The following is a 13,743-nucleotide window of genomic DNA, read 5'->3' as shown; positions in this document are numbered from 1 at the left end:
GGACGTGTCCCCTGTGAGCACGGGGGACACGTCCGTCATCGCCGCTTCGCCAGGACGGCTACTTGGCAGGAAAGTGCGGGATGTCGATTGCGCCAGGCGGCGGTTCGACATCGGAGAATATCTTCGCGGAGTCCGCCTCGATCGCCTTCTTCTGGGCTTTGTAGATCTCGAGGTAGGTCTTCTCCGCGTGCGTCAGGCTGCGTTGCTCCGCAGCCTTCTCGATTGCGTCGATGGCCGCACGCAACGCACGGCGGTCCTCGTAGTTCGGAGTTTCCTGCGCCTTCCTCATGTAGCCGTGAGGGGTGTGGAGCTGCAGCTCGAACAGCTGCCCCGTGGGCGACTCCCAGGTCATGTTGATACCGGGGTAGCCGTTCCTCGGTGGTTCACCTTCCAGGCGGCCCTCCTGGTTGCGGAGCCAGAAGTTCTTCAGCTCGACCTGCTTGTAGCTCCTGCTCGTGAACTCGGCGACCACCCGCTTGACCGAGTCGGCGTACACCTTCGGGTCGAAGACATAGGTGTACCTAACCGAGTCGTTCATCTTTGACCTGATCGTCTCCGGCTTCTTGGTGTCACCGTCGGTCTCCTCGAACTGCTTGCGCAGGAAGGATTCTTCGCTCTTGACCTCCTTGCCGTGACCTTCCCGCCTCGCGCCGGTGGCTTTCGCGATGTCGTCCACGACCCCGGTGATGGCCGGCGCGTTGACCTTGGCCTTGGCCAGCTCCGCCCGGCCCCAGGCCAGGTTCTCCGCCTTGATCCGGATCTTGAGGGCGCCGATGTCGTGGCGGTACTCGCCGTCCACGACCTTCGGCTCGGGGTAGCCCGTGTCACATCCCGCTGCCGCCGCCGAGGCCCTGAGGCCAGCCGAACAGGGCTTGGGAGGTTCGACCTTCAGCTTGGCGTCGTCGAGCTTCGCCATGCCGTTCTCGATCCGGATGGTGCCGCCCTCGACGCGCAGGGTCGCGCCTTGGAGGTTGGTGAGGTCGCCTTCCAGCCGCTGGGAGTACGACTCCATCCGGTAGAGCCGGCCGTCGATCGAGACGACCGCGTTGTCGATCTTTCCGACGCCGTTCTCGATCTTGACCTTGGCGTTGAGGACATCGCCGATCGAGCCAGGCAGCTTGCCGGGAACGGAGTCGTGGAGCTTGGTCGGGAAGCTCGGGAGGTCGGCGAGGTTGTTCAGCACCTTGCTGACGCCCTTGCCGACCACGTTCTTCAACACGCCGAGCACCTTCGCCGCCGCGCCGGCGCCACCGCTGAACGAGCCGGCCACCGTGCTGCCGAGGTCCCAGAACGTCAGCCCGAGCGCCTTGGCCGGGTTCTCGCGCCACTCATCCAGGTGGACCAGCGTGTAGGGGTGGTCGATCGTGTACATCAGACCGTCCCAGATCTGCTGACACGAGTGGAAGTCCGCGAAGAGAGAGCCGCCGATGCAGTCGAGGCTGATGAGCAGACCGTCAAGCGTGCCCTTGGCGCCCTCCATGACGCCTTCGCCGATTGCCTTGTAGTACAGGGCTAGCTTGTCCTGGCCAGAACGCAGGAGGTCGCAGGCGTTCTGGTCACCGGCACCACAGCGCGCCGCCGCGTTCAGCGACTCGACCGCGGCGTCCGCGTAGACCTTGGCGTTGTACTTGGCGAACTCCTCGACCTTGCCCGCCGCGGTCTTGCAGGCCTCGAAGTACAGGAACGGGTTGTCCAGGCACCGCTGCACCGTGATGATGCCCTTGGCCATCGCCAGGTTCATCTCGGCGGCTTTGTTGGCGGCCTCCTCCCGCGCGATCTGCTCGGCCATGTCGAGCCGGACGCGGTACTCCTGGATCGAGTCGATCTGGTCGACGACCCGCTGCAGGAACTCCTGCACCTTGTCCGCGCTGGCACGGGCCATGCCGTAGATGTGCTCGGCCGACGCCGCCGCCCGGTCGGCGCTCGCCGCCGAGGCGCTCGCCGCCGCCGCCGCGTTGCCCGCCAGCGTGGCGTCCGCGCTCGCGTTGTTGGACCAGCGGGTCGCGGTGCCTGCCGCGCTGTGTGCCGCCGACGCGTGTTCCACGGCCTGGTTGGCCGCATCGTTTGCGGTCTTGGCGTACTGAGTCGCGTCGTTCGCGGACTGGGCGGCGCGGGCGGCCGCCTCGTACGCGGGCTTCACCTCCAGGACGGCGTCGTCGGCGGCCTTGGACGCCCTGACGGCGGCCGCCGCGGCCTCGTCGGCCTTCTCCCTGGCGAGGCGGGACTGCTCCTCGCTGATGATCAACGCTTCGGAGACGGTCTGCAGCGCCCTGCGCGCGTCGGCGTTGATCGCGGCGTACGGCTTGAGGATCGCCTCTGCCGCCTTGGCGGAGTCGATGACGAGCGTGGCGGACGCAGCTGCCGCTGAGGCTGCCCTGTCCGCGATCACGGACTGGTAGACGGCCTGGTTCGCTTCGCGTACCGCGGCCTCCGCTTCCTGCTGGGTCATCTCGGCTGACGCCTGGGTGCCCAGCGCGACGTTCACCGTTTCGATCGTGATCCGGTGCGCCTCGTCGGCGGCCCGGCGTGCGGTCACCGCTTCCTTGGTCGCGTTGTTCGCCGCCGTGCGCGCAGCCGCTGCTGCTGCCGCTGCCCGTTGTGCCGCTGCCTGGGCCGCGCTCGCCGACGCGGCCGCGCTGCTGGCCCAGCCCGCCGACTCGTTCGCCGCTCCGCGGGCGGCGTCGCGCTGGCCCCTGATCTCCCTGGTGACCTCCTCGACGTTCTCGCCGCGCTCCCTGGCACGTTGCTCGGCGTCCCTGAGCTTGAGCTCGTAGTTGTCCAGGTTGATCAACCGGGCCTGGTGCATCCCGTTGATGACCCGGACCTCGGTCTCCGATGTGCGGACCTTGGCCATCGCGGCGTCGTGGTCACCGGCGAGGCGCGCGGCCTCGGCGTTCGCGGTGTGGGCCGCGTTCGCCGTGGCGGCCGCGTTGCGCGCGGCGCCCTGGGCGTTGATCCGGTGGTTGCGGGCGTTGGCGGCTTCTCGCTGAGCGTCTGCGGCCTTCGCGTTGGCGATGTTCTTCTGCCGCTCGGCACGGTCGCGCGCGGCGAGTGCGATGTCCCGCTGCTTCTTCGCCGCCTCGGCGAGCTCGGCCGCCTTGGTCGCCTGGCGTTCGGCCTCCGCGCGGTACTTGGCCGCGTTCTGGGCGTGTTCCTGGGCGTTGCGGTCGGCGTCGAGCGCGCGGCTGTCAGCCAGGGTGGCCACCGTCGCGTGCATCGACGTCTCCGCGGCGAGTGCGGCCGCGTCCACCGCGTCACCGATGCCGATGGTGACCCTGGCCCAGTCGAGGCCGTCGGTCACACCGAGGTCGACGAGCTTGGCTCCGGCGGTACGGGCGCGCCCGGTCGCGTCGACGGACGCGAGTGCGATGCGGTCGGCGTCAGCGGACTCCCGTGCGGCCTTGGCGCGTTCGACGTCCAGCAGCTCGTTGCGGCCCAGCTGGCCGTGGGCGCGCCCGGGCTTGTCGTCGCGGAAGATCTGGTCCGAACGGTGGGCTGCCTCCACGGCCCGCTTCATGGCGTATGTGACGTCTTCGAGGTGTTTGACCGCGTCGATGTTGGCTCGGATGATCTCGGCCCGTGCAGCTGCCACCGCTGCCGCGCGGCGCGCGAGCTGGTCGAGTTCGGTGATCGCCCTGTTGCGGTCTTCCAGCGCTTTCTGGATGACCGCGCGGAACGCGTGGTCGCGCTTGTTCGCCTCGTGGTAGTCGGTGAGGTAGAACTGGCGGATCCGCGCGTAGTCCTTGCTCGCGAGGACGGCCTCGCCCTCGAGTTTCACCTGCGGGCCGCCCATCGCGACCATGTCCCGGACGCGGGCGATGATGCGGTCCTGCTCGGCCTTGTCGTCCTCGGCCTGCTGCCTGTCCCGCTTCAGGGCGATGTCGTAGCCGTAGGCCACGAAGTCCCTGATCGCCTGATCACCCGCGTTCAGCGCGGCCTGCGCCCCCGAGCGGACGTTCGGGCCACCAGTGCGCGCCCACTCCTCGACCTTGCGGCGGTTCTCCGCGTTCTCAGCGGCTTTGCGCGTGTCGGCACGTGCCTGTGCCTCCGCTTGGCCGTGATCGAGGAACCAGATCAGCTTCTCTTTGGTGTTGACGGCCAACGCCGCTGTGGCCGCGTCGCGCACTTCGACGTCTTCCGCGTGCACGGAGATGTCGGTGACGAACATCTTGTAAAACTCGTACTCCTCGTCCACTTCCTGTGGAGGAGGGTCGTTGTTCGCGGCCGCCTGCAGCACCGGAACCGGTTGGGGCGCGGCGGTAGCGTGCACCGTCCCACCGAAGAGGGTGAGCACGAGCGCGGCGGAGATGGGCACGACTGATCTGCGCCACGACGAGGTGGCGCTGAATGATCTTCTTTTCATGATGTCAGCGATCCCCCAGATCGCGGTCGGCGGCGTCCTTCGCCGCCTTGCGAGCTTGTTCGGCGATTTCCTGCCACTTGGCGGCCTGCGCGCGGAACGAGTCGGCCGTGTCGCGCCACGAGGAGCCGGAAGCCGTGGCCCTGGCGATGATCTCGGCCCAGTCCTGCTCCGACTGCGCGCCGCGGGCGTACTCGGCGACCCTGGCCCACGCGGCGGCCTGCGCGTCCGCCTTCACCTTCTCCGCCAGCCAGTCCACAGAGGACTGCCCGGCTTCGCGGTCGACCTGCGCCCAGGTCTCCTTGGCTTCCAGGCGGTGCTTGCGCGCCAGCTCACCGCTCGACTCGCGCTCGGCCTTCTCCGCTGCCTGCGCGGACTCGGTCAGCGCGCGGATCCTGTCGTGGAAGAGCTGGCTCTGCTCGGTGGCGGTGCGGATGAACCGCTCGGTGTCGAGCTCGGCACCGATCTTCCACTCGTAGGAGAAGAACAGGCCGATCGACCGGTCGTCGCCGCCGTGCAGCGCGCGCTGTGCCGCCGCTCGGACCTGGAGGCCAGGATCGTCGGTGGCCAGGAAGATCACGTAGTCGCGGTCCTCCCCGGCGAGGCGTGCGAGGCGTTCCTGCCGCTTGTTGTCGTTGACGCGGTCCCGTTCCCTGGACTCGTCATATCCACTTTGGACGTACGACTCCCTGGCGTTGTCCGAACCGCGCAGCGCTTCTCCTGACGTGCCGTGCACGTCGCTGCCGGGGATCGCGGTCCGGTTGATCTCCCTGACCACCTGCAGGTTGAGCGCCTCCCTGGCTTTGGCCCGGTTCAACGCCTTGCCGTAGCCGACGCGCGTGAACTCGCGGATCTTCGCCTCGTCGTTGGCGACGACGGCCACGTAGGCGGCGTCGCGGACCTCGAACGGCAGAGCGGCGTTGTAGGACATCTGGAACACGAGCTCGCGCATGGACGCAGCCAATGCGGAGGTCGTCGTGTTGACGACGTCCGACTGTGCAACTGCGGGTGCGGTGAGGACGGTTCCGGTGACGCCCGCCGCGAGGACCGCGGCCAGTAATGCAGGCATGAGTGTGCGACGTCTCATGTGTTCCCCCAGGAACTCACCCAGTGGGCCGAATTGCCCGGAAAGTTCTTAGCACCTGCTGTGGTCGCAGCGACACCGACAGTTGTGCAACCCAGATCGCGGCGCGTTGCGATTCGGTCAGAGAGGGTGCAAAGTCCCACCCGGCATCCGACGAGTGGAGAGTCGGGCGACGCGGGCCTTCGGGGTCCACGCCGCACTTGGGGCAGATGCCGACACCACGAATCCTGGGGGATTTACCTTGTCCAGACGCAGTCTGGGTGGCCTCGGCGTGCGGGCAGTCGCCGCGCTCGCGGTCACCATCACGTTGGCGGGCGGCCTGTTCGCCTCTCCCGCGCTCGCCGCTCCGCCGGGGGTCGACCCGTCGGCGCCGGCCAGTGTGTCCACGGTCAGCTTCAGAGCGACGCAGGTGTCGGACTTCGACCAGCGGGTCGCCGCGGCGAGCACGATCGGTGAATCGGTGGGTTCCAGGGAAGCGCGGCTCGCGGACCTGAACTTCGTCATCTGGATCTACAACAAGGCACCGTTCAACAGCAACATCAAGAAGGAGGCGCTGAAGGCGCTCTCCAACGAGGTCGACGAGAACGCCTGTTACGACTTCATCGTCACCGGCATCCACCGTGCGTTCCGCGAGGACGTGCGCGCGATCCCGGTCACCGACGAACGGCACCGGCTGCGGGTCCGCGCGGCGGAACGCATCGGCTGGACCGTCGTGGAGCCGTACTACCTGGACGCGAACCTCAGCGAGTTCGTCACGCAGTTGTTCATCAAGACCAACGGCACCGAGTGGCCGGAGATCAAGGCACAGGCCTCCGCCGTGCTGTCCAGCACGTCCACGGACGAGCAGCGCCAGGCGTTCGTCGCCACTGGCATCGAGACCGCGTACAACGCCGACGTCCAGCGCCGCCGGGAAGCTGCCGAGCGCGAGAAGCTGGAGCAGCTGGAGAAGGAGAAGAACCTCAAGGCGCGCGGCAACGCCTGGCAGATCGTGGTGCCAGGTGGGACGTTGACCCCGGTGCTCGCGAACCTGACCGACTCCGAGTTCGCCTGGGAGATCTACAACGCGCCGCTGGCGCGGAAGTTCGTCAAGGCCGCCGCCAACGCAGCGCTGGGCACGCACGACGCGGCGCAGATCAAGACGTACATCTTCACCGGCATCCACATCGCGCACCAGAAGGACGTCGCGGAGCAGGACGCCGCCCGTGCCGCGGAGACCGAGAAGAAGATCAAGGAGATCATCGACGCCGCCCGCGTCGACGGTTACATGCCGAGCCTCCTCGCGGCCGCCACCGCCGCGCTCGCCGGAGATCTGAACGCGCGCAACGCGTTCATCGACCTCGGCCAGTACGACGCCGCCAAGAAGGACGTGATCAAGCCCTCGCACCACCAGGTGGTCCAGCTGAAGGGCCAGCTCTCCGGCCGCTGTGTCCAGATCGCCGGTGCGGACGGGCAGGCGGTCGAGTACGGGCAGTACAACGAACTGTGGGACTGCTACCGAACCGCCGCCAAGGAGCTGTGGATCCTGAAGGCCTGGTCGAACGGTGAGTTCTTCCTGGAGAACCTGAACTCCCAGCAGTGCCTGGACGGCCACAGCGACCTCGTGCGCCAGTACCCGTGCGACGTCAACAACGGTTACCACCGCTGGACGTTCGTCCAGAACACCGACGGCTCGTACCAGATCAAGAACGTCGGCAGCGGCAAGTACGCCACGGCCAAGGACGGCGGCAAGGAGAACGCCACCCACGTCGCCACCTACGGCAACACCAACGACGGCAACCAGCGCTGGCGCCTGATCAACCCGGTGCACCGCTCCGACGTGAGCACGGTGTCCGTCGGCCGCTACCAGCTCAAGGGCGTTCAGTCCGGTCGCTGCATGCAGACCGCCGGCCTGTGGGACCAGCCCAACCAGGGTGCGCTCGCGAACTTCGCGGGCCAGGAACTGTGGGACTGCGTCGGCGGCGGCAAGATGGCGTGGGACCTCGTCGGCCTGGGCGGCAAGCGGTACGCGCTCAAGAACGTGATGTCCGGCAAGTGCCTGGACGTCAAGGGCACCGGCCACATCAACGGCACGCCGCTCGTCCAGTACGACTGCCACCACGGCGGCTCGCAACAGTTCGTGTTCATCGCCCAGCCCGATGGCAGCTACGTGCTGGAGAACGTGTTCAACGGCAAGGCAGCGGACGCGATGAACAACGCCGTCCAGAACGGTGCCTGGATCGGTGTCCACGAGATGCACGGCCAGACGAACCAGCGCTGGACGCTCGTGCCGGCCTGATTCGAATGAACGACGAGGCCCCCTCCGGTGCGCCGGAGGGGGCCTTTCGCTGGGCTCCCCATCTCCGCAGCGCAACACGTTCAGCAGACGGTCGCCCGAAATCCACCCAGAACAGCAAAAACCCGCCTGATCGGCGCGAGCGCGAGATCAGGCGGGTTCTACCTACAAGTGGAGCTGAGGGGACTCGAACCCCTGACCCTCACACTGCCAGTGTGATGCGCTACCAGCTGCGCCACAGCCCCTTGAAGGTCCACGTTCCCGCCGGGTTTCCCCGTCGTTCTCGTGTGGCAATACCGTACAACACCGATGCCACAAGATAAAAATCGGGGGTATCCACGGCGCATTCGGCCTGGTAGAAGCCGGTGACGACCCAGCGGCACCGACCACCCCGAAGATCGAGTGCGAGGCCACGAAACCCGCCGCGAGCTGCACGAACAGCGCCCACAACCCCAGCAGACCGCCCACACCGAACGCGACGGATCGGGAGTGACGCGCGGCACAAAAGACGAACACCGCCCGGCCCCGAGGATCCGGGACCGGGCGGTGCGCGAAGGGGCTTACTTGGCCAGGTCGGAAAGCCAGTTCTTGTTGTCCAGGTCGACGAGCTTGCCGCCGGAGGCGACGCTGGGCGTGCCGCGGAAGCGGTCCGACTCGCCGTCGCGGAGGGAGGGGTCGTTGCTGGTCTTGGACATCAGCTCGTCCAGCTGCGACTTGTAGGTCTGGTTCTGCACGCACGACTCGAAGGAGGCTGACGTGACGCCGACTTCCTTGCCCAGCTTGATGAGCTGGTCCTTGGTGTAGCCGGCTTCGCCTTCCTCGGGCTGCTTGTTGAACAGCGCCGCGTGGAACGCGTTGAACTTGCCGTCGTCGGCCACGCACAGGGCGGCGTTGGCCGAGTCGGTCGAGTAGCCCTCCGGCGACGAGAGGCGGTTGAGCATCGGCAGGATGTGGTAGCGGACCTTGACCTTGCCGTCCTCGACTGCCTTCTTGATGTCGGTGCCGTAGGTCTTCTCGAACGTGCCGCAGATCGGGCACAGGAAGTCCTCGTACACGTCGACGGTCACGGTGGCCGTGTCCTTGCCGACGAGCACGGTGCCGCCGTCGCGGACGGCCGGAGCCGAGATCGTGTGGTCCGCGGGGGCCAGCGGGATGGCGTCCGTCGTCGATGTGGACGGTTTCATCTGCTGGAAGACGACGTAGCCGATGACGGCGACGGCCAGCACCGCCACCACGGCTATGCCCGCGATCACCTTCGTGCGGTCGGAACCCGACGAACGGGCCTGGACCACCGAACGCGCGGCCTGCTTCTTCTTCCGCGCACTGCGCTCTGCTCCACCCACGGCGACGAGGGTAGCGACACAAACTAAAAGAAAGCTGAGCGCGCAATCACGCTTCTGGGTGACGTGGCTTGCCGCCGACCCGTTCGCCGGTCGGAACCTCCGCGCTTTCGTCGAGGCGGCCGCACTCCGGCGCCACCGCGGCGGCCGTGTGCTCCTCCTCGTGCGTGGGCAGGGTCTCGGGGGCGACGAGCCAGTAGCCCACGGCCAGCAGCAGCGAGGCGCCGGTGACGGCGAACGCCGCCTCGTAGCCGAACGAGTCGGCGATCAGGCCCGCGCTGATCGGGCCGATGATCGCGCCGAAGTCGGTCACCATCTGGAATCCCGCGAGCACGGGGCCGCCCTTGCGGCCGCCGATGACGTCGGCCACCACGGCGTTCTGCGGCGGGTTCAGCAGGCCCGCGCCCATGCCGGCGACGACGGACGCGGCCATGAAGACCCACATCTCGGTGGTGAAGCCCATCCAGATCGTGCCGAGGCCGCTGATGACCAGGCCGGCGATCGCGATGGGCTTGCGCCCCCAGGTGTCGGCGACCTTGCCGGAGACGAACAGCATCGCGGCGTTGCCGGCGGCGAACACGGACATCGAGATACCCGCCTCGGTCGCGCTGTGGTTCAGCGCCTCGATCACGAACACCGACACCAGCGACATCCGCACGCCGAACACGGCCCAGCCGTTGGCGAACCCGGACGCCAGCGCGGCCCGGTAGGCGCGGTGCTGCAGCGCCTCACGCATGGTCATCGGCGTCTCGGTATTGGTCCTGTCCATCGCGGCCAACGTCGATTTGCGCAGGAAGAACCACACCACGAACGCGGCGATGCACAGCATCCCGGCGTACGACACGAACGGAACCCAGATGCCCAACGGCACGAGGACCGCCCCGAAGACCGGGCCGAGGATGTTGCCCAGCAGGAACCCCGCCGCCCACAGCCCGGACGCACGCCCGCGCATCGGCTGCGGCGTGATCCGGATCAGCAGCCCGAGAGCCGCCACGGTGAACATCGTCGACCCGATGCCGGCGAGCGCACGCCACGTCAGCATCTCGCCGTAGCTGGCCGCGAAGCCCGACAGCCCGGTGCCGACGGCCACGATCAGGATCCCGATGATGTAGATCCGCTGCTCGCCGAACCTGTTGACGAGCTTGCCGCTCATCGGCGCGAACGCCAGCCGCACCAACGCGAACGAGGCGACGAGGATCGCGACGGCGGTGTTGCCGACGCCGAACGACTTCGCCAGCACCGCCAGCACTGGCGCCACGATCCCGAACCCGATGGCGATGATGAAACTCGCCACCACCAGAACCCACACCTCGACCGGCAACCGCTCGCGCACAAAGCCTCCCTTAGCCCTGCTAAGGATATGTCACGCGGCAACTAAGTAACTCAGTCGAGCAGCTCATCCACTCTGCGTACATAAGCAGTCACCGGATACGCCGCAACGAACCCGCACGCCTCGGCGAACCGCTCCCCCGGACCCTCGTCCACCTGCGACGCGACCAGCATCGCGCCCGACGAACGCAGAGTCGCGGCGGCGGACACCACCAGCGACCGCCCGACGCCACGACGACGCCGCGCCGGACGCACCACGCACTGCTCGACCAGACCCACACCGCGCTCGGCGAATCCCGACACGAATCCGCCGATCCGGTCGCCGTCGTCCATCACCAGGATCGAACACCTCGGGTCGTCCAACCGATGCCCGAGCCAGCGGCCCAGCCGTTCGCGGTTGCCGACGAGCTCGTCGGACAGCAGCTCGACGATCCCGGGCACGTCCGCGTCGACCGCGGGCCGCACTCCCTCCGCCACCGACGCGGGCCCTCGGTGAACCACGGTCAGCAACTCCTCGACCGCGTACCAGCCGGAGTCGTCGGCGATGCCCTCGATCTCGTCCACCGTGGTCGGCGACGCGTACACGACGGCCTCCGCGCGCCCCACCGCGGCGAAGGTGTGCTCGAGCTGCAGCAACGTGGACGCGACCTCGACCGACGAGCCGTCCAGCGCGCACCCGAAGTTGCCCGACGGCAGCGGGTTCTCCCGGTTGACCACCACGGCGGCGCTGCCGACCTTGCCCACCTTGCCGTACCGGACGGCACCGGACGCGAGCCGCGCTCCCTCCACCAGGATCGCCAGCGATCGGGACTGGTAGGGGTCGAGCAGCTCCGGGTCGTCCGGGTCGCGCAACGGGTCAACCAACGCGGCGGTCCTTCCACTGGGCACCTGGACGCGACGCGCAGTCCAGGAGTAACACCCCGATCGTCGCCCACGACGCCGGCGGCGGCACAGCCGAGGCCTCCGGCTGCCCGGCTCGGCGCGCGGACACCACGCCGATCATCCCCGCACGACGACCCTGGCACACTCAGCGGCGTGGACCTGCCCGATCTCCCGGTGAAATCCGTCCTCCCCCAACTCCTGGAGCAGCTCCGGGAACACGGGGCGGCCGTGCTGGTCGCGCCGCCGGGAACCGGCAAGACGACGCTCGTCCCGCTCGCCCTCGAAGGCAGGGTCGTCGTCGCCGAGCCCCGCAGGATCGCCGCGAGAGCCGCCGCCGCGCGCATGGCGAGCCTGCTGGGCGAACCGGTCGGCCACACCGTGGGCTATTCGGTCAGGGGCGACCGCAAGACGAGCAGGCACACCCGCATCGAGGTCGTGACCAGCGGTCTTCTCGTCCGCAGGCTGCAGCACGACCAGGAGCTGAAAGGCGTCGGCACGGTCCTGCTGGACGAGTGCCACGAACGCCACCTCGACGCCGACCTCCTGCTCGCGCTGCTGCTGGACGCCAAGGCGGGCCTGCGCCCGGACCTCAGGCTCCTGGCCACGTCGGCGACCGTTGCCGCGCAACGACTCTCGGACCTGCTGAACGCCCCGGTCCTGCACACCGAGTCGCGCATGTTCCCGACGCAGATCACCTACGTCCCGCCCGCGCGCAACGAGCACATCGAGACCACGGTCGCGAGGGCCATCAACAAGGCCTTGTCCGAAGTAGACGGTGACGTGCTCGCGTTCCTGCCCGGTGTCAGGGAGATCAACCGGACGGCGAGCCTGATCAGGGCGGAGACCGTGATCCTGCACGGCCAGCTCAACGCCCAGACCCAGGACGCGGCCCTCCGGCGCGGCTCGAACCAGCGGGTCGTGCTCGCCACGAGCATCGCCGAGTCGAGCCTCACCGTCCCCGGCGTCCGCGCGGTCGTGGACGCCGGTCTGGCCCGAGTCCCGCGCGTGGACCACCGCAGGGGCCTCGCCGGTCTCGCCACGATCCGCGTCTCCCAGGCCGTCGCCGAGCAACGCGCCGGCCGTGCGGGCCGCGAGGCGCCGGGCCGCGTCTACCGCTGCTGGCCGGAACACGAGCACTCGACGCTCCCCCGCTACCCGGAACCGGAGATCAAGACCGCCGACCTGACCAGGCTCGCCCTCGAACTGGCCGTGTGGGGCACCCCGGACGGCAGCGCCCTGAACTGGTGGGACGCCCCTCCGGAGGGTGCGCTCAAGGCGGCGCAGGAGACCCTCGAGGCCATCGGCGCACTCGAACCCGGACGCCGCGACCGCATCGCGAGCGTCGGCCTGCACCCGCGGCTCGGCCGTGCCCTCATCGACGGCAGCGCGATCGCCGGGAACCGGACCGCCGCCGAGGTCGTGGCACTGCTCGACGACAGCACGCACCCGTCCACGAGCGACCTCGCGACCGCGCTGAAGGCACCCGGCAAGTGGCGCCAGGAAGTCAAGAAGCTGGAGAAGCTCGGCACGAACCCGGCGGGCAACGGCGACCCCGCGCTCGTCGTCGCCCTCGCCTACCCGGAACGGCTGGCGAAGCGCCGGTCCAAGAACAGCAACGTCTACCTGATGGCGAACGGCACGGCCGTCGAGCACACCGACTCGCACGCCAAGTGGCTCGCGGTCGCGATCGCCGACCGCGAACCGGGCAGCAAGCACGGCCGGATCCGCCTCGCCGCTCCTGCCGACGAGGAACTGGCCGTCACCGCGGCCCAGGCCCTCGTGCACACGGTCGACGACATCCGGTGGAGCGGCGACGTCATCGCGAACGAGGTCCGCAAGCTCGGCGCGATCACCCTCGACGAACGCCCGCTCAACGATCTGGCCAAGTCGCAGCAGGCACTCCGCCTCGGCCTGGAGGCCGAGGGCCTGGGCCTGCTCAAGTGGACCGACACGGCCCTCCGCCTGCGCGAGCGGATGGCGTTCCTGCACAGGACCCGCGACTGGCCGAGCGTCGACGACGAGCACCTGATCCGCGCACTCGACCTCGGCAAGGCGAAGAAGCGCTCCGACCTCGCCAAGATCGACACGACGGCGTTGCTGAGGAGTCTGCTGCCGTGGCCCGAGGCCGCGGAGTTCGACAAACTCGCGCCGGAGCGCATCGGCCAGGGCAAGGTCGATTACACGCAGGACCAGCCCGTGCTCTCCGTCCGCATCCAGGACGCCATGAAATGGGCGGACACGCCGCAGATCGCCGGAATTCCGGTGGTGGTGCACCTGCTCTCCCCCGCCGGCCGCCCCACCGCCGTGACCAGCGACCTCAGGTCGTTCTGGCGCAACGGCTACCTGCGGGTCCGCAGTGAGCTGAAGGGCAGATACCCCAAGCACCACTGGCCGGAACGGCCCTACGACAGAAGCAAGCCGAACAAACTCGAACAAAATCAAGACAAACCTCGTTGAACCACCCGGAAACGAGCAG

General features: G+C 68.4%; 7 protein-coding genes and 1 tRNA gene. 2 read left to right on the top strand and 6 right to left on the bottom strand.

The genetic code is table 11. The features are described from left to right. Positions 1 to 58: 58 nt before the first annotated feature. Together LX88_RS16985 and LX88_RS16980 are read right to left on the bottom strand one after the other, a co-directional pair. Complete coding sequence (locus tag LX88_RS16985; protein WP_258948761.1) at positions 59 to 4,363, bottom strand: ALF repeat-containing protein; 4,305 nt, start codon at positions 4,361 to 4,363, stop codon at positions 59 to 61. Between the two features lie 4 nt (positions 4,364 to 4,367). Further along, positions 4,368 to 5,447, bottom strand: a complete 1,080-nt coding sequence (locus LX88_RS16980) for a hypothetical protein (protein ID WP_258948760.1) — start codon at positions 5,445 to 5,447, stop codon at positions 4,368 to 4,370. A 238-nt stretch (positions 5,448 to 5,685) separates the two neighbouring features. Here LX88_RS16980 and LX88_RS16975 point away from each other — a divergent pair, with 238 nt between their 5' ends. Beyond that, entirely contained in the window at positions 5,686 to 7,719 is a 2,034-nt protein-coding gene (locus LX88_RS16975; RefSeq protein ID WP_258948759.1) for an RICIN domain-containing protein, read from the top strand. A gap of 169 nt (positions 7,720 to 7,888) precedes the next feature. Here the strand turns inward: LX88_RS16975 and LX88_RS16970 are convergent. The 4 genes from LX88_RS16970 to LX88_RS16955 form a co-directional block, all read right to left on the bottom strand. Then, a tRNA-Ala gene (locus tag LX88_RS16970) sits at positions 7,889 to 7,961 on the bottom strand. Positions 7,962 to 8,276: 315 nt separating this feature from the next. After that, entirely contained in the window at positions 8,277 to 9,059 is a 783-nt protein-coding gene (locus tag LX88_RS16965) for a DsbA family protein (RefSeq protein ID WP_258948758.1), read from the bottom strand. Between the two features lie 46 nt (positions 9,060 to 9,105). Then, a complete protein-coding gene (locus LX88_RS16960; protein ID WP_258948757.1) occupies positions 9,106 to 10,389 on the bottom strand; it encodes an MFS transporter in 1,284 nt (427 codons plus the stop codon). Between the two features lie 50 nt (positions 10,390 to 10,439). Further along, positions 10,440 to 11,249, bottom strand: a complete 810-nt coding sequence (locus tag LX88_RS16955) for a GNAT family N-acetyltransferase (RefSeq protein ID WP_258948756.1) — start codon at positions 11,247 to 11,249, stop codon at positions 10,440 to 10,442. 171 nt (positions 11,250 to 11,420) lie between these two features. Here LX88_RS16955 and hrpB point away from each other — a divergent pair, with 171 nt between their 5' ends. Next, positions 11,421 to 13,724 (top strand): ATP-dependent helicase HrpB, encoded by a 2,304-nt coding sequence (hrpB, locus tag LX88_RS16950; RefSeq protein ID WP_258948755.1) that lies wholly within the window; start codon positions 11,421 to 11,423, stop codon positions 13,722 to 13,724. The last annotated feature ends 19 nt before the right edge of the window (positions 13,725 to 13,743 follow it).

Origin of the sequence: Lentzea californiensis, assembly GCF_024648825.1 — a bacterium.
In the GTDB taxonomy this organism is placed as follows: domain Bacteria; phylum Actinomycetota; class Actinomycetes; order Mycobacteriales; family Pseudonocardiaceae; genus Lentzea; species Lentzea californiensis.
This window is presented reverse-complemented; position numbering and strand designations above follow the sequence as displayed.

Coding starts and splice junctions, on each gene's coding strand:
- LX88_RS16985 (WP_258948761.1), bottom strand. CDS start 4,363: ATGAAAAGAAGATCATTCAGCGCCACCTCGTCGTGGCGCAGATCAGTC.
- LX88_RS16980 (WP_258948760.1), bottom strand. CDS start 5,447: ATGAGACGTCGCACACTCATGCCTGCATTACTGGCCGCGGTCCTCGCG.